The 16,241-nt window shown below is 69.5% G+C and carries 13 protein-coding genes and 1 riboswitch; of the genes, 9 read left to right on the top strand and 4 right to left on the bottom strand.

Going from position 1 to position 16,241, the window contains the following annotated elements; all coding sequences use genetic code 11:
• Window positions 1-8: 8 nt before the first annotated feature.
• Window positions 9-2,405: a tetratricopeptide repeat protein gene (locus tag AB0D94_RS30625; RefSeq protein WP_362058377.1), complete on the bottom strand. Its 2,397-nt coding sequence runs from the start codon at window positions 2,403-2,405 to the stop codon at window positions 9-11.
• A gap of 26 nt (window positions 2,406-2,431) precedes the next feature.
• Here AB0D94_RS30625 and AB0D94_RS30620 point away from each other — a divergent pair, with 26 nt between their 5' ends.
• The 7 genes from AB0D94_RS30620 to AB0D94_RS30590 all read left to right on the top strand — a co-directional run bounded on the left by AB0D94_RS30620 (window position 2,432) and on the right by AB0D94_RS30590 (window position 11,055).
• Window positions 2,432-3,937, top strand: coding sequence for a hypothetical protein (locus AB0D94_RS30620; protein WP_362058374.1), 1,506 nt, complete (start codon window positions 2,432-2,434; stop codon window positions 3,935-3,937).
• A 511-nt stretch (window positions 3,938-4,448) separates the two neighbouring features.
• Entirely contained in the window at window positions 4,449-5,636 is a 1,188-nt protein-coding gene (locus AB0D94_RS30615; RefSeq protein WP_362058371.1) for an ATP-binding protein, read from the top strand.
• A gap of 332 nt (window positions 5,637-5,968) precedes the next feature.
• Window positions 5,969-6,946, top strand: a complete 978-nt coding sequence (locus AB0D94_RS30610) for a teichoic acid biosynthesis protein C (RefSeq protein ID WP_362058368.1) — start codon at window positions 5,969-5,971, stop codon at window positions 6,944-6,946.
• Between the two features lie 137 nt (window positions 6,947-7,083).
• Window positions 7,084-7,305: riboswitch (cobalamin riboswitch) on the top strand.
• A 67-nt stretch (window positions 7,306-7,372) separates the two neighbouring features.
• Complete coding sequence (locus tag AB0D94_RS30605) at window positions 7,373-7,816, top strand: acyl-CoA thioesterase (protein ID WP_362058365.1); 444 nt, start codon at window positions 7,373-7,375, stop codon at window positions 7,814-7,816.
• Window positions 7,817-8,126: 310 nt separating this feature from the next.
• Window positions 8,127-9,116, top strand: coding sequence for an ABC transporter substrate-binding protein (locus AB0D94_RS30600; protein WP_362058362.1), 990 nt, complete (start codon window positions 8,127-8,129; stop codon window positions 9,114-9,116).
• 5 nt (window positions 9,117-9,121) lie between these two features.
• The gene (locus AB0D94_RS30595; protein ID WP_362058449.1) at window positions 9,122-10,210 is read left to right on the top strand and encodes an iron ABC transporter permease; all 1,089 of its coding nucleotides are present in this window, start codon (window positions 9,122-9,124) and stop codon (window positions 10,208-10,210) included.
• A complete protein-coding gene (locus AB0D94_RS30590; RefSeq protein WP_362058446.1) occupies window positions 10,180-11,055 on the top strand; it encodes an ABC transporter ATP-binding protein in 876 nt (291 codons plus the stop codon). The genes AB0D94_RS30595 and AB0D94_RS30590 overlap by 31 nt, the downstream gene beginning before the upstream one ends.
• Window positions 11,056-11,158: 103 nt before the next feature.
• Here AB0D94_RS30590 and AB0D94_RS30585 read toward each other — a convergent pair whose 3' ends face one another.
• The 3 genes from AB0D94_RS30585 to AB0D94_RS30575 form a co-directional block, all read right to left on the bottom strand.
• Window positions 11,159-11,524: a hypothetical protein gene (locus AB0D94_RS30585; RefSeq protein WP_362058359.1), complete on the bottom strand. Its 366-nt coding sequence runs from the start codon at window positions 11,522-11,524 to the stop codon at window positions 11,159-11,161.
• A 195-nt stretch (window positions 11,525-11,719) separates the two neighbouring features.
• On the bottom strand, window positions 11,720-12,727 hold the full coding sequence (locus tag AB0D94_RS30580; protein ID WP_362058356.1) for a hypothetical protein: 1,008 nt from the start codon (window positions 12,725-12,727) through the stop codon (window positions 11,720-11,722).
• A 340-nt stretch (window positions 12,728-13,067) separates the two neighbouring features.
• Window positions 13,068-13,541: a diadenosine tetraphosphate hydrolase gene (locus AB0D94_RS30575; RefSeq protein WP_362058353.1), complete on the bottom strand. Its 474-nt coding sequence runs from the start codon at window positions 13,539-13,541 to the stop codon at window positions 13,068-13,070.
• Between the two features lie 1,133 nt (window positions 13,542-14,674).
• On the opposite strand from AB0D94_RS30575, the gene AB0D94_RS30570 reads away from it, so the two are divergent.
• Together AB0D94_RS30570 and AB0D94_RS30565 are read left to right on the top strand one after the other, a co-directional pair.
• Window positions 14,675-15,403 (top strand): DUF4232 domain-containing protein, encoded by a 729-nt coding sequence (locus tag AB0D94_RS30570; protein ID WP_362058350.1) that lies wholly within the window; start codon window positions 14,675-14,677, stop codon window positions 15,401-15,403.
• A 129-nt stretch (window positions 15,404-15,532) separates the two neighbouring features.
• Window positions 15,533-16,153 carry a DJ-1/PfpI family protein gene (locus AB0D94_RS30565; RefSeq protein ID WP_362058347.1) on the top strand — a complete coding sequence of 207 codons (621 nt, stop codon included), beginning with the start codon at window positions 15,533-15,535 and terminating at the stop codon, window positions 16,151-16,153.
• The last annotated feature ends 88 nt before the right edge of the window (window positions 16,154-16,241 follow it).

The following is a 16,241-nucleotide window of genomic DNA, read 5'->3' as shown; positions in this document are numbered from 1 at the left end:
CTCCCCGTTCAGGGGGCCTTGGCGGGTATCGGGCAGGGGATCGGGCCGTCCTCCTCTGACGTCCGTGTGGGGTCGACGTCTTGCCCGAATGCATCGTCCAAGGCAGCCGGATTCAGGGCCTGGCGGACGGCCGTGGTGATGCGATCGACGTCGCCGCGCTCCGCGGCGGGAAGCGGTATGCCGACGGCCTCGCGCGTCGCGGCCGCCGTAGCGAGCAGCCGGGCGGCTGCTCGGTGGTCACCTGCGAGGGCGTGGGCGCCGGCGAGGCCTTCGAAGGCCCGTGCGAGCGCCCGCCGGTTGCCGGTGCGCCGGGCGTAGTCCAGCCCTTCCTCGTGCAACGTCAGCGCGGCGTCGGCGTCGCCCCGCTGTTCGGCGATGAAGCCCAGTTCGGCCAGGATGAACGCGACTCCGAGATCGCCGTCCCACCGGCGGCACCAGTCGAGCCACGCGCGCAGGTGGGTTTCGGCGTCGTCCAGCCTGCCTTGGCGCCGCGCCACCAGGGCCAGGCCGACTTCGGCGAATTCCTCGCCGCGCTGGTAGGCATGCGCGGCCGCGAGGTCCTTGGCACGTCTGTGGAGGATTTCGGCGCGGTCGAGGTCGCCGGTGAGCAGCGCGGTACGTCCCAGCCGCGCCAGCATCTTGGACGCCTCGTTCCACAGCTTCAGCTGCTCGGCCAGCCGGAGCCCTTCCCGGCGCAGGTGTCCTGCCGCGTCGTAGTCTCCGGCGAATTCGGACAGGTCACCTAGAGTGACATTCGCCTGCAACTCGCCCCAGCTGTCGCCGAGTTCCCGAAACAGCGTGGCCGCGTGCTCCGCGTCGGCGCGCGCTCTGTCCGGCTTCCCCTGGTACAGGGCGACCTCGGCCCGGACGGAAAGCGCGGCGGCGGTTCCCCAACGGTCGTCCAGGGTCCGGAACTCGGCATGGGCCTGGTCGGCGAGGTCGAACGTCGCCTCCGCGTCGCCGAACCCGGCCTTGCCCAACGCGACGAACCACCGGGCCCGGGCCCGTCCGGCGGGATCATCACCCATCTCGTAGAGCCTGAGCACGGGTTGGCTCTCGGTGTCGGGAGCGTCGAGGAGCAACAGCGCCATTCCCGCCCGCCACGCGCGAGCCGATGTCCTCAGCCCGGGGTCGCCCCCGGCCGACAGCGCGAGGTCGAGCGAGCGTCTGGCTTCGGCGAAGCGGCCGCGCAGGAACCAGAACCAGGCAGTCGCGTTCGCCAGCCGAAGTGCCGTGTCCGCCCCGTCCCTGCGGACGGCGTGTCCGAGGGCGGCGCGCAGATTGGCGGCCTCGGCGTCCATGCGATCCAGCCAGAGCCGCTGCTGGTGGCCCCGCAGCCGGGGATCGGCGTGTTCGACGAAGTCGACGTAGCAGGTGAGGTGGCGGTCGCGCACGCGCTGTTCGTCCCCGGACTCGACGAGCCGCTCCAGGCAGTAGGCCGCGACGGACTCCAGCAGCCGGTACCGGCCGCTCCGGTGGACGACCAGGGAACGGTCGACCAGCCGCCCGAGCAGACCGAGGACCTCCTCGGTCCGCACGCCCTCGCCCGCACACACCGCCTCGGCGGCCGGCAGATCGCAGCCGTCCGCGGGCACGGCCAGGCGGCGCAACACCACCTGCTCGTTCTCGGTGAGCAGCCCCCAGCTCCAGTCGATCATCGCGCGCAGTGTGCGCTGCCGCGCCGGTACCCCGCGCAGGTCCGCCGCGAGAACCCGGAAGCGGTCGTCGAGGCGGTCGGCGAGTTCTCCCACGTGCATGACGCGTACCCGGGCGGCGGCCATCTCCAGCGCGAGCGGGATTCCGTCCAGGCAGCGGCAGATCGCGGCGACGGCTTCCGCGTTGTCGGGCTCCAGGGCGAAGCCGGGTACGGCGGCTACTGCACGGGCCACGAACAGCCGCACGGCGTTCGACTCTTCCGGCCGGTCGGCGCCCGGTTCGGGCAGGTCCAGTGGAGGGACGGGCCAGGAGTGTTCACCGGTGACCGCCAGCGGTTCCTGGCTGGTGGCCAAGATGCGCAGTCCAGGCGCGGCGCGGAGCAGCAGCGCGGCCAGCTCGGCGACCGGCTCCACGACGTGTTCGCAGTTGTCGAGCAGGAGCAGCATGTGCCGACCCGCGACGGCGTCGGTGAGCCGGGCTGCCAGGGACCGGGCCGCGGCGTGGACGTCGTCCCGCAGTTCGAGCACCGCCGCGACCGCCTCTCGTATGTCGGCGCCGGTGCGTGCTGCGGCGAGCTCCACCAGCCAGGCGCCGTCCGGGAGGTCCCCGGCCCGACGCGCGGCGACCTCCAGTGCCAGCCGGGTCTTGCCGACCCCCGCCCCGGCACGGAGCAGGGGCGTCCGGAATCTTGTCCGACCCGTGATCCGTTTTTCGGACCCGAGCCCCACCGACCCCTCTAATCTGAGCATGTTCAAAAATGGAGGGGAATCCAGAAGTGAAGATCAAGCGTATCGCCGCCGTCGCGGCCGCCGCCGTCGTCGGTCCGGTCCTGCTGACCACGCCCGCGATGGCCGAGGAGCAGAAGCAGCCGGCCGTGACCGTGCCGGACGCCGAGCCGCAGGACGACAAGGCACCGGCCGCCGGGGGAACGGCGGAGGCGCAGAAGCCCGCCGCCACCGGCACTCCGGCCGGGCTGCCGGCCGGCGAGCCCGCGGTGACACCGCCGGCCGTCCCGCAGCCGCCGGCCGCCGGGACGCCCGCACCCCCGGCCGCCAATACGCCCGTACCTCCGGCCGCCGGGACGCCGGCGAAGGACGTCGCGGACACTCCGGCCGAGGACCCCGACGAAGAGCCGCCCACCGGGATCCTCATAGGGCCCGACGTCACCGTGCAGGGGATCCCGAAGACCGGTTTCAAGGCCGACGGCAGCTGGACCCAGCTGACCGTACAGGTCGACAACTCGGGTCACGTCGCGGTTCCGAACTACACCCCCGAGATCACCGTCATGCAGTGGGACGGGAAGATCAAGGCCTCGCAGGTCAAGGTCGAGCAGCGGGTCACCGCCGGGAACGGATCCGTCTCCTGGCAGCCCGCGAAGCTGGTCCACGGCCCGCAGTACGGCCCCGGGCTCGTCTACAAGCTCGGCACGACCGCCTCCGTGGCCGTCGACGCCGTCCACAGCATCGACGTGCGGATCAGCTTCGCCGCGGACACCCCGGTCGTCCCCTTCGACCTCACCTCCGACGGCACGAGCCGCACCGGTGACAAGATCAGCGCCTCCCCCACGACCTGGTACAACACCAGCATCACGGGCGCGACCCCCGACAACGACCAGCCCGTCGTGACCGAAGGCCCCAAGCTCACCATCGACGGCCTGCCGAACGGCCTGGCGGCGGGCGGGGCCTGGCAGGACCTCACCATCCACGTCGACAACTCCGGCAAGCCGGCCCTGGACGACTTCCACCTGTACTTCAGCCTCGCCCGACCCGACTGGGTCCCGATGGACGGCGAGCAGCTGGAGGTCGAGGTCTACGGCAAGAACGGCTGGGAGCGCGCGGAACTCGGCTACAGCGACGGCTACTACGTCGTCAACCACCTCGCCGGCGGCGCCATCCCCGCGGGCAAGACCTTCGACGTCAAGCTGCGCATCCGGTTCACCGCCGATGCCCAGCTCGGCTACGCGCAGTTCCGCGCCTCCGGCACGGTCCTTGAGATCGGCTCGAACATCCGGAGCGAAAGCCGCCCGGTCCTGGTGAAGATCCTGGCCGCCGACCCGAACACCGGCAACCAGCCCAACCCGAACGGCGGCAGCACCACCACGCCGATCAGCAACACCGGCAACACCAACACCACCGGCACCACCACCCAGACCGGCGGCGAGCTCGCCGCCACCGGCGCCGACGCGGCCACCAGCTGGGCGCTCGGGGGCGCCGGCGTGGCACTGGCCATGGGCGCGGCCCTGGTGGCCGGCACCGGCCGCCGTCGCCGTACGACGGCCTGAGCAACCACCCGCGGCATGTGAAGGGGCCTCCAGGGATGTCCTCCCTGGAGGCCTCTCCTCTTGGGCGCTGGTCCCCAGCGCGGCTGGAGAAGTCGGCGTTCACGCGGCGGAGCTCGGCGGCGGCTCGGACGGGTGCGTGCCCCGCCGCCGCGGCGGCCCGCCGTCACGCGTTCGGCCCGATCCGCGTACTGGGCCTGTGCAGGCTGTCCGCCGGAGGAGGCATCCTCGATGCGCGGGGAAAACGCCCTCGGGCTGCGTCGAGAACGCCCCCTCGGGCGCCTTCGGCGGGGCCTTCACGCTGCTCCGCTCCCTGCGGCCACCCCACGGAACGGCGGCTTCGGCAATGCCGTGGACGCGGCCACCTGGGACCTCGCCATCCATAGCCTGACCTGCACTTTTACCTCCAGATACCTAAGATGGGCACGCACGGGCGACGACATGGACGCAGCGTCGGCTGCTTCGGCTGGCTCCGCCCGCAAACCTGCTCAGGACGGCCCAGGGAGGGTGCTTCATGACCGAGTTCGGCAACCCCAGTCAGCCCGCGAACGTGAACGAGTACACCGGCAGCCACATCCAGGTACTCGAAGGCCACGAGGCGATACGCAGGCGCCCCGGCATGTACGTCGGCTCGACCGGCGAACGCGGCCTGCACCACCTGGTGTACGAGGTCGTCTCGTACGCCGTCGACGAGCACCAGGCCGGCCACGCCGACGCCATTGACGTCACGATCACCGCGGACGGCGGCATTCGCGTCGCCGACAACGGGCGGGGCCTGCCCGTCGAGGTGGAGGAGCCCACCGGCAAGTCGGCCGTCGAACTCGAACTGACGGAGCTGTCCTTCGGCTCCAGGCCCCACACCCGCTACGGGGTCTCCGGCGGCCTCAGCGGCCTGGGCCTGTCCGTGGTCAACGCGCTGTCGAGCCGTCTCATGGTCGAGGTCCACCGAGACGGCCGCCGTTGGACCCAGGAGTACGAGAAGGGCGCCCCGGTCACCCCGTTGACGAGGAACGAGGAGACGAGCGAGCACGGCACCACGATCACATTCCTGCCCGACGCCGACATCTTCGAGATCACCCGGTACTCGTTCGCCACGCTGTCGGAGCGCTTCCAGGAACTGGCCTTCCTCAACGGGGGCCTGGCCATCTCGCTCACCGATGAGCGGCCGGAGCGGCCTGTTCGCCACCACCACGCGGACGGCCTCCGGGCCTTCGTCACCCGCCTCAACCCCCACCCCGTGAGTCTCGTCCACTCCCCCGCCATCAGCTTCGAGTCTGAGAACGAGGACCAGACGGTCTTCGTGCAGGTCGCCATGCAGTGGAACACCTGGTCCCCGGGAGAGCTCCACTCCTTCGCGAACAGCACCCGCACCCTCGAGGGCGGGGCCCACGAAGTGGGCTTCCGTACCGCGCTCACGGACCTCGTGAACGACTACGCGCGCCGGCAGGGGCAGCTGTCCGCAGACGACGAGGACATCACGGCCGGAGCCGTCCACGAGGGCCTGACCGCGGTCGTCTCCGTAAAACTCGCCCATCCAGTCTTCGAGGGCGCCACCAAGACCAAGCTCAGGAATCCCGAAGCGGGCGCCTACGTCCAGGAGGTCGTCCGCGAACACCTCACCGACTGGCTGGACCACAACCCGAACGAGGCCGCGTCCATCATCCGCCACATCTTCAATGCCTCTACCGGACGCGCGAGGTAGTGACGAAGATGCCGGTTCACAGGGACTCACGTCCTCCCGGCTGAGCGGTGCACCCCGGCGGCTGTGAGGAGCACCAGCGACGGAAACGCGACAGAGGCGGCGGTGATCCATTCCGTTTCGAGACAGGTCGGCCGAGACCGGGGCGCCCTGCCTGGCGTTCCACATCGGCGGCTCTCGCACCGCCGGCCCCCGCCGTCCCAGGGGCCACCCTGCTGCCTCCCATCGAGATCAACCGGACACCCAACTGCCCACCGGACCCGACATGTCACACCACCCCTGTGATGGATAGCATCACGTGTCCCTGCCCTCCACCCATGCCTCGGAGTCCCCCCATGAACCACATCCCTGGCCTCCCCCTCTCCCGCCGCGGCCTCATACGCACCGGTGTTGGCGCCTCGCTCGCCGCTCTCGGGCTCGCCGCCGGCGCGCAGACCGCTTCGGCTGATGTGACCGCGACCAAGCGGTTCGACCTCGCGCAGCCGTCGCACGACCTGTTCCGGTCCAAGGACACGCACGGTGCGCGGGTCCAGCAGAGCTTCGCCTTCGACTGGGTGAACAAGTTCCTGTTCGTGGCAACCAAGCGGAGTGGAAGCGCCGAGTCCGATGGTGACCTGTGCATCAACAAGATGGACTTCGACGGGAACTACATCTCGTACATGCACCTCAACGGCTTCGGCCACGGCGTCGCCTTCGCCGCGCTGCCGAGCGGTTCCGACACCGAGCTGTGGATCGAGTGCGACGCGAACAGCAAGGGGTACGGCACCGCGCTCGCCCCCATCCGTTTCACCGCCGACACCACCCTGAGCTCGCCGGCTGCCTCGGCCGCCTACCAGCCGATCTCCGGGGCCACCGAGTACACCTGCTCCGTCGACCCGGTCTACCAGCGCATGATCGTGCGCTACCACACCAGCGCCGGCAAGCGCATCGCCGTGTATCCCCTCTCCGCCTTCGAGACGCGCAGCTTCGGCTCGCCTCTGGTCGACTTCAAGCAGCCGACGATCTCCGGCACTCCGCAGGGCTACACGCTCTACGGCTCGTATATGTACTACCTGACGGGTGACGCGTACCCCGGCGACGGCACCCCCACCGGCGACGGCAACTCCTACGTCACCAGTATCGACATCAACACGGGCACCGTGGCGCAGGGCCCCGTCCTTACCAAGGCCGGCTCCACCCTCCACCACCGCGAGCCCGAGGGCCTGGCGATCTACCGCACCGACGCCGGCGAGGCCCGCCTCTTCATCGGCTTCGCCACCGGCGTGGAGGGCGACCGGCGCTCCAGCATCTTCTACAAGAACGCGCTGATCTGAGCCATGTCCTCCCGGCGGCCGGGCGGCGGACCGGCTGAACCTCGACCGGGTCGGGTCCCGGCCGCGTAGGCAGCAGGGGTGTTCCGTCCGGTCAGCAGGCCGGGCCGGGGAGGGACTTGGCATCGTGCCGTCACGGGTAGGCTGTGGGTACAGCTGGTTCGCCCCTGCCACCAGGCAGGACGCGTCGTAAGAGGGAACCCGGTGAGATTCCGGGACTGCCCCGCAGCGGTGAGTGGGAACGACCGCCGTCATAGAGCACTGGACCCGAACGGGTCCGGGAAGCGACGGCCAGTAGGTGTCAGCCCGGTCGGGCGACGTGCCCGCGAGTCCGAAGACCTGCCGCTGTCCGCATGCCGACTCGTCATGCGGTGGTCCCGAAGAACACCCTCCGGGACCCTCTGGCGCGACTCGCGAAGGAGAGTTGACGTGGCCGACCAGACCGCCATCACGGTGAGGTGCGTTTCCAAGGGCCCGGGCGAGTCCCGGGTCACGCTCGCCCACATCATGAGCGAGCACGACACCAACCTCTACGGCACCATCCACGGCGGCGTGGTGATGAAGCTCATCGACGACGCGGCCGCCGCAGCTGCGGGGCGGCACGCCGGCGGTCCCGCCGTCACCGTGGCCGTGGACCGGATGTCCTTCCTGGCGCCGGTGCGCGCCGGTGACCTGCTCAGCGTCGACGCCGAACTGGAACGGGCCGGCCGAACCTCGATGACCGTCACCGTCAGTGTGCGGGCCGAGCGATGGAACGCCTCGGGACCCACGACCGAGGTGGCCACCGCCCAGCTCACCTTCGTCGCGATAGACGCCGACGGCAGGCCGCGCCCCGTCCCGGCTCTCGACGCCTTGGACCCGGCCACCGCGTAGGCGAGTTGGCTCCGACGCCAGCCAGCAGTCTTCCGGCCCGCCCCTAGTGCTGTGGCCGGAGTTCGCCGTGCTGTCCCGTCGGCCGTAGCGCGATCCGCGGCGCGCGACGCTGCGCGCCCCTGTGAGCCCTTCCCGTTCCAGTCGCCTTATTGCGAGAGTTCCGCAGTTGCCCCTAGCGTGCATCAGCGGTCGCGGGATGGCGGGCGGGACTGGACGGATTCCTACGGGCCCTGGCCGCACGCCCTCACTCGGTCCGTCTGCCGACGAGGCGCGAGGACCTTCCGATCCACCTGCGTTGAGAGGAACTCCCATGCTCCGCAACCACCCGAAGTCCGTCCTGTCCGCACTCGCTGTGGCCCTGTTGATATCCGGCTGCGGAGGAGGCACTACATCCACGGCCGGCCCCTCTGCGGGTGCTCCCGCCAAGGGGTTTCCGATCACAGTGAACAACTGCGGCATCACCACGACCTATCAGCGTCCGCCGCAGCGCGCCGTCTCGCTGAACCAGCACGCGACCGAGGTCATGCTCTCGCTCGGCCTGGAGAAGTCGATGGTGGGCACGGGCTATCTCGACGACAAGATCCTCCCCGAGTACCAGGCCGCCTACGACGGCGTAAAGGTCCTCTCCAAGGAGTACCCCTCCTTCGAGGCGCTCCTGGAGGCCGAGCCCGACTTCGTCTACGGCGGGTGGACCTCCACGTTCGACGAGAAGGAGGGACGCAGCCGGGCCGCCTTCACCAAGGCCGGGATCAATACCCACCTCAACAGCGAGGAGTGCCCGACGGGTCCGGTGAACGTGGCCTCCATGGACGAGGAGATCCGCACCCTCGGCAAGATCTTCGGTGTGCCCGAGCGGGCCGAGGAACGGCTGACGACACTGCACGCCACCCTCGACAAGGTGGAGACCGGGCTCGCCGGTGTCACCCCGGTCAAGCTCTTCGTGTACGACAGCGGGGACAAGACGGCCTTCACCGCGGGCGGCAAGGGCATCGGCAATGAGATGATCCGGCGGGCCGGCGGGGTGAACCTCTTCTCCGACCTGGACAAGGCCTTCGGCGACGTCTCGTTCGAGCAGGTGGCGCAGCGTGCCCCCGAGGCCGTCGTCATCTACGACTACGGCGACCAGTCCGTCGAGGACAAGAAGAAGTTCCTGCTCGCCCACCCGGCGCTGCAGGACGTGCCCGCGATCAAGAACCAGAGGTTCGCGGTCCTGCCGCTGTCCTCCACGGTGCTCGGCGTCCGGATGCCGTCTGCCGTCGAGTCGCTGGCGAAGCAGCTCCACCCGGGCCGCGTCCAGTGACGGTTGTGAAGGCCCCGGCGGCCGAGGGGGCCGGCCTCCGCGAGGAGGGCCGGCCCGTCCCCGCGCGGCGCCCCGGGCTCCCGTACGGCCTGGTGCTGACCTTTCTGGGCCTGCTGGTGGCCTGCGCGGCCACGGCCGGGATCGCGGCGGGATCGATCAGCGTGCCGGCCGACCAGGTGTGGAACATCCTGCTGCACCGCGTGCACCCGGCCCTCGCGGAGCCGACGTGGACCCCGGTGCGCGAGACGATCGTCGTGGACGTCCGGCTGCCACGGGTGCTGCTGGCCGGTGTGGTGGGCGCAGGTCTGTCGGTGGCCGGGATGGCGTTGCAGGCGCTGGTCCGCAATCCGCTGGCTGACCCGATGCTGCTGGGTGTCTCGTCCGGTGCGTCGGTCGGCGCGGTGCTCGTCCTGGTCCTGAACCTGACAATGTTCGGGCTGTTCACGCTGCCGGTGGCGGCGTTCTGCGGCGCCTTGGCGGCCTTGGTCGCCGTCTACTTCCTGGCCCGCTCCGGCGGGAGGATGACGACGGTACGGCTGGTCCTGGCCGGGGTGGCCATGGCCGAAGTGCTGTCGGCGCTGGCCAGCTTCCTGATCGTCACCTCGAACGATCCGCACAAGACGCAGTCCGCGCTGCGCTGGATGCTCGGCGGACTGGCCGGGACCACCTGGACGACGGTGTGGGTCCCCGTCGGTGCGGTCCTGCTCGGTACGGCCGTCCTCCTGGGCGTCTGCCGTCCGCTCAACCTCCTGCTCGCCGGGGAGGAGGCCGCCTCGGCCCTCGGTCTGGACGTCCACCGGTTCCGCGGCGCCCTGTTCACGCTGGTGGCCCTGATGATCGGCACGATCGTCGCGGTCAGCGGGCAGATCGGGTTCGTCGGGCTGATCATGCCGCACGTGGTGCGGCTGCTCGTCGGGGCCGACCACCGTCGCGCGCTGCCCGCCGCAGCGCTCCTCGGGGCGGCCTTCCTGATCTCCGCCGACCTGGCCGCGCGTACGTTCATGAGCCCCGAAGAGATACCCGTCGGCATTCTCACCGCCCTGGTCGGCGGTCCCTTCTTCCTCTGGCTGATGCGACGAAAGGCGGCGCGGTGACGAACCCACCGACCGGCGGGCCCGGTTGTCTTGACGCCGAGGGCGTCAGCGTCGTCATGAACGGCAAGGCGCTGGTCCACCAGGTATCGCTGCACGTGGCACCCGGCGAGGTGATGGGCCTGGTCGGCCCCAACGGCGCCGGCAAGTCCACCCTGTTGCGCACCTTCTACCGGGCGCTGCGCCCCACCTCGGGCCGGGTCCTGCTCGACGGCGAGGACGTCTGGCGGATGCCCGGCAAGCGGCTCGCCCAGCGGCTCGCGGCCGTCCTTCAGGAGACGTCCGGGGACTTCGAGCTGACCGTGTACGACGTGGTCGCCATGGGCCGCACCCCTCACAAGCGGGCCTTCGCGGGCGACAGTACGGACGACCGCGACATCATCACGCGCTCACTGGCGGAGCTCCACGTCGACGCCCTCGCGCACGCGCCCTTCGACCGCTTGTCGGGCGGGGAGAAACAGCGGGTCCTGATCGCCCGCGCCCTCGCGCAGCGCACCGGAACCATGGTCCTGGACGAGCCGACCAACCACCTGGACCTACGGCACCAGCTCGACGCCCTCCGGCTCGTGCGAAGACTCGGCGTCACCGCCGTGGTCGCGCTGCACGACCTGAATCTCGCCGCGGCCTTCTGCGACCGGATCTGCGTCATGGCCGGCGGCCGCGTCGTCGCCACCGGCAAGCCCGAGGAGGTCCTCACCGCCCCGCTCCTGTCCGACGTGTACGAGGTCGAGGCCGAGGTCATCGAGCATCCCCGTACCGGGGTGCCCTTCGTCAGCGTCCTACCCGGCTGCGAACGGCCGGCCGGCGAGGCGCTGCAGGAGGGAGAACGAGCCGTTCGCAAGAACTGAGGCAGCGTAAGTCGGCAATCAGGGGTCATCGGGTGTCCCTATGGCCGGGTGAGGCACGTACGCAGTGCTGGGGCTGCCGAACCCTCATCGTGGGTCGGTCGGGCTAGCCGTCGAGGTAGCGGTGTCTGATGTCGCCTGACGAGATGAAGAGTTGGCCATCGCGGACCTGCCATTCAACTGTGCCGTCGGCCTCGTGGCTCGCGAGGAACAACCCCCTGATGCGGTCCCCGTCCTCGTCGGAAGCCGGGATCCGTGCGATCGCTCTGATCTGGTCGACGAGCCAGTCCACAGCCGATTGGCGGATGTCGGCGCCGTAGAAGATGTAGTGCGTCCAGTTGACGTGCTGGCGAGGTGTGCCCCAGCCGTTGGAGTAATGATCGTCTTCGTGCGACGAGATGATCTCCTGGACGGCGACGAGTTGCCTCTCGTCGCACTCCAGCCATCCTCTGACCGACACGTAAATGCCCACGGGCACGTCCCTTCTCTCGCGGGGCCGGGTCACGGCTCACTGGTCAGCCCTGTCGCCGACCCTCCCACCACAAGACGGGCACCGAACCCCCGCCGTACTTGGGGCCAGGGCTACTGGTGGACCGAGGCAGTTGAAGGTGTTCATGCCCTTGATCACGATGTCGTGTGCACAGAAGGTCACGAACTGCATCGGGTATCAGGCCCAGGGGTCGTCGTCCCAGGGGTCGATGACACCCGGTTTCGCGTTGTTCAGCATCTGGTCGATGGTGCGGGCGAGGCCCTTCTCGTCGACGTGCGCGATCCAGGGAACACCATCCAGGACGTCGGTCAGATCACCGGTGACAAGGGCGTCGAACGTCGAGCGCAGTTCGTCCGGGACAGGGTCGTTCACCAGGCAGAGCCAGGCGAGCGCGGCGGGCACGCGGACGTCCGCGGGCTGTGCGGGATCAGGCCAGAGGGCGTGAGCCCATGCGGCGGCGCGGGGGTCGGCGTTCTGGAAGGCGACTTCCGCGATGGCCAGGACGAGACTCGCGCGGACTGCGGGGATCTGCTCGGTGGCCAGGCGGGCCCGGAGGGCTTCTGTGATGCGGTGGGCCTTGCCCGAGACGGTGGCCAGGGCATAGCAGGTGGAGGTGCGGACGTCGGGGTCCGCGTCGTGAAGATGTGGGAGGAGCAGGTCGGCATCGGAGGTAAGGGCGTTGCGTGCTGCCTCGATGGACCAGTTCATCGCGTAGCCGTTGCAGTCGCATGTCCAGCGCTGCGTGGCCACTTGGAGGAAGGTGTCGCGAGTGCCGTACCCCCAGTGCTGTTCTCTTGCCACAGCAGTGGCAAGACGGATGATGCTCGACCGGTGATGGGCTGACGGGTCGGCTGCGATGCGCAGAAGGAACGGCACGGTCAGCGGGCCGACGGAGCCGACCGTTCCCTGGTGAACCAGGCTGTTCCAGAGTTCCGCCAGCGCCCGCCCGGACACGTCGGCGTCCGCGCGACCCAATCGGGTCAGCAACTCAGGTACGTCGTGCGCCGGGCCGCCGTGGGCGTACCTGAAGCGGCTGAAGGGCACCTCTTCGGTCCGGAACCCGCCTTTGACGTCCTGTGGCATCCCCGCGACCACAGCACGCACGTCGAGCGGGGTTCCCTCGTACACCTCGAGTCCGTGTATGCGTACCTGCTCGACATCGAACACAAGCTCCTCGGACGTCACGCCTCTCCCCCATATCGGTGCTGGCCGGCAAGCCTTTGTCTACCACCCGGAACTGACACCGCCTGCACAGCGTGATCGACAACGCCGGGTTCGCCTCATCCGGGCCATCGGCCGGCTCACGGCCGAGGGAGCCTGACGGTGGGCGGCAAGGCCGTCGTCATGCGGGCGGAGGAGGCACAATCGGGATCCGCCGGCCACGCTGAGCTTCATGTCACGGTTCGCCGCAGCACCGGTCGCCCCGCCCACGCTGCCCGAACTGCCGCCGCCGGCGCCGAAGCTCGCTCCCCCTGTCACTGATCGCTGGGCGCCGACCCGGCGGTCACCGGGCCACCCCATCGACTCAGGACTGCAAGCTGTCCAGTTCGCAGCTGATCGCCTCCCGCACAGGGTCATGCTGCGGGCCGAGTTTGAACTGTTCCTCGCTCCAACGCTCGCGCGGGTAGAGCCAGACCGGCATACCGACCAGATCGGCCGGCTCCCACTCGAACCGCGGCCACACATGCGCGTGCAGGAACCCGTCGGTGTTGCCGAGGATCTCCAGATTCACCCGCCGGAAAGCCGGGTCCAAACGACGGCAAGCTCGCTCGACCGCCTCTCCCAGCTTGTCCATGTCCGACAGGAAGCGGTGCCGCTTGGCCCTCGGAAGGTCGGACAGTCGCTGCACATCCGGTTCATCCACCAAGAGGACCGAGTATCCCGGCAGGAACTGCACGTCCCCGACCACCGCGAACCCCGCGTCCAAACGCCGTAGCACGGAAGGGTTTTCGCCCCTGAGCGCACTCCCGATCCGGTCCATCCGCCAGTCATCAGTCATGCCGGGAACCTACACGGCGACCCACATCGGGCTCTCAGCTCTCCACATTCGCTCTCCGATCCCCAACCTCCCCGCCCACAGATGAAGCGTTGAGGTATTCGATCAGCGCCGCCTCTTTACGAAGCAGCCGCTCCCGTTGGTCCCCGGGAAGCGCGGCCAGGGCGTCGACAAGGACTCGCGCTCGAGGCACATGAACCAGAGCTGTGGAATAGATCCGGCATCCAGAACACCAAGTCAGGCCGATGCAGCGCTGGAACATCGAGGACTCGGGCGGATGGAAACGGAACTGGTAGGAGCGGACGTCCGCCCCGCAAGCGGCGCAGAAACGTCTGCCGCCTTCCTGGACCGTCTCCCAGGTCGCGACCTTGACCCAACGGTATCTCCCGACCGGCGCTCTTCAAGTCGTCATACGCAGCATTCTCCCCCACAGCGAGGCCGATCAGGAGTGGTGTGGCGGTGAAGACTGGATGGTGTCGAGGTCCCGTTCTGGAGTGGCGTGCCATCGCTCGTTTGTGCCCAGCCACTCTGCGACGGTGTCGTGCAGGCGCTCGACGCCTGCGCCGTCGCGTGCCGTGCGCGGCCGGTCGACGCAGCTTTGCCCGGTGGGCGAGCGCATCGAGGATGCGTTGCCATGCCGGTGACGCCTCGGAGATCCGGGAGGAGACCAGCTTCAGGTACCCGGCCGGCTTGCTGTCTCCTTCGTGTTTGATCTTCCATGCGTCAAGGTCGTCGATGAGCTGGTCCAGGCGTGGATCGTGCGGATCCCAGTCGACCGATCGATCACACGCGAGATACAGGCGCGTCGTCTCGGGGTCGTCTAAGCCGGCGTTCTTGTCCCGTATCCGCTGCGGTATGACATGCGGGTCCAGTGCCCGCATCAGGATCCACGAGTCGCGCTCGAGTCGTACCCTCCGTTCGCTGACCCCGCGTCACGGGCAGACCGCGCGCTTGCTTGGCGACGATCCCCAGTCCTTGGAGCGCCACCTACCGGACCCGGGTCTGACGTCGCCTCACGACGGAACCGTCACCGCCGCATACGAGAGCTGTAACGGTCCTTGCGGGGGCGTGAATCCGAAGTCAGAGCGGGCATCCTGTCCAGACCGATCCCAGCACGTCAGCAGCCACGGGGGCCCATGATGCGCACCTTCCGCAAGACCACCCACGCCCGGACGCTCGGCGCCCTCGGCCTCGCCGCCGCCGCGCTCCTGGCCGCCACGGCCTGCGAGCCGAGCGACGACAAGGCCGGCGCCACCCCGCCGCCGAAGTCCTCCGGCTCCCCTTCCGCATCGCCGTCCGTCTCCGCATCCGCATCCGCGCCGACCGTCCCCTCGACCTCCGCGCCGTCCCCCGCCAAGCCCTCCGCGTCCTCCCCCGCGCCGGGCCGTCCGGGCGAGGCCGAGGGCGACCCCCAGGGCATCGACGGCAACTGCCCCGACGATTACACCGACGTCAAGGTGGAGTGGGCAGTGCCGCCCACCAAGGACGACTCGAAGCTCCTGCTGACCGTCACCAACACCAGCACCAAGCCGTGCAAGCTGCGGACCCATCCGGTACTCCGGCTGGAGGACGGCAACGGCCGGCTCGTGGGTGTGTTCAAGAACTCCAAGCCGCAGACGGAGGTGACCCTCGCCCCCGGCAAGGAGGCGTACGCGGGTCTGCTCCTGCGTCAGAGCAACAAGGACGTCAGCACCCTCGTGAAGAACATGGCGCTCGCGCCGCACGGTCAGCGCCCCGACCACAACACGGGCGAGGGTGTGCTCCTGCAGATGCCGAAGGGCGGCGTCCACGTGGACGACAAGGCGCGTGTGACGTACTGGAACAGCAGCTCGGAGGCTGCCGTGTCGCCGCTGTTCGCCCACTGACGGGGCCGCCTGACTGGGGCCGCACCCGCCTTCGGTACAGGGGCCGTCACATGAGGGGCGGCCAGGGGTCGGAGTCGGAGTTCGCCGGCCCCGGCAAGGCCTGACCGGGTGGTGGCTATGCTGCGGCGCATGGACATCGTGATCCCGCTCTTCAACCACTTCGAGCCGCTCGACGCGATCGGGCCGTACGAGATCCTCGCGTATGTGCCCGGCGCCACCGTGCGGTTCGTGGCAGCCGAACCTGGCCTGGTGCAGGACGTGTTGGGCTCCCTGCCGGTGCACGTCCCGACCAGCTACTCCGAGGTCGAACGCTGCGACGTCCTGCTGATCCCGGGCGGGGGCAGCTTCCGAACCATGGTGGAAGACCCCGGTTTCCTCGGCTGGGTGCGCCGGATCCACGCCGGCACCCGCTTCACCACCTCGGTCTGCACCGGTTCCCTGGTGCTCGGCGCGGCCGGCCTGCTGGACGGGCTGACCGCCACCACCCACTGGGACGCGGCCGCCGAACTGGAGTCGTACGGCGCCGTCTACACCCCCGAGCGGGTGGTCCGACATGATCGGGTGATCACCTCGGCCGGGGTCTCCTCCGGCATCGACATGGCCATCCGGCTGGCCGCCCTGCTCACCGACGAGGTGACCGCCCAGGCGATCCAGCTCTACACCGAGTACGACCCGCAACCCCCCTTCGACACCGGCTCGTTGGCCAAGGCCCCGGCCGAGGTGCTCGAACGGGCCCGCACTCTGGGCTAGGCCGTGTCTGATGGCTCTTTGATGAGGTCGCGGAGCCAGATCACGATGGCTGCTGTGGCCAGGGTGCCGTTGAAGATGTAGTCGCGTT

It is taken from the genome of Streptomyces sp. NPDC048255 (genome assembly GCF_040652415.1).
GTDB lineage: Bacteria > Actinomycetota > Actinomycetes > Streptomycetales > Streptomycetaceae > Streptomyces.
The sequence above is the reverse complement of the archived record's forward strand: the minus strand, read 5'-3'. Positions and strand labels throughout refer to the sequence as shown.

What these genes read in the sequence shown, in the direction of transcription:
- AB0D94_RS30625 (WP_362058377.1), bottom strand. Translation starts at nt 2,405, where the DNA reads ATGCTCAGATTAGAGGGGTCGGTGGGGCTCGGGTCCGAAAAACGGATC.
- AB0D94_RS30610 (WP_362058368.1), top strand. Translation starts at nt 5,969, where the DNA reads ATGAACCACATCCCTGGCCTCCCCCTCTCCCGCCGCGGCCTCATACGC.
- AB0D94_RS30615 (WP_362058371.1), top strand. Translation starts at nt 4,449, where the DNA reads ATGACCGAGTTCGGCAACCCCAGTCAGCCCGCGAACGTGAACGAGTAC.
- AB0D94_RS30570 (WP_362058350.1), top strand. Translation starts at nt 14,675, where the DNA reads ATGATGCGCACCTTCCGCAAGACCACCCACGCCCGGACGCTCGGCGCC.
- AB0D94_RS30600 (WP_362058362.1), top strand. Translation starts at nt 8,127, where the DNA reads ATGCTCCGCAACCACCCGAAGTCCGTCCTGTCCGCACTCGCTGTGGCC.
- AB0D94_RS30565 (WP_362058347.1), top strand. Translation starts at nt 15,533, where the DNA reads ATGGACATCGTGATCCCGCTCTTCAACCACTTCGAGCCGCTCGACGCG.
- AB0D94_RS30575 (WP_362058353.1), bottom strand. Translation starts at nt 13,541, where the DNA reads ATGACTGATGACTGGCGGATGGACCGGATCGGGAGTGCGCTCAGGGGC.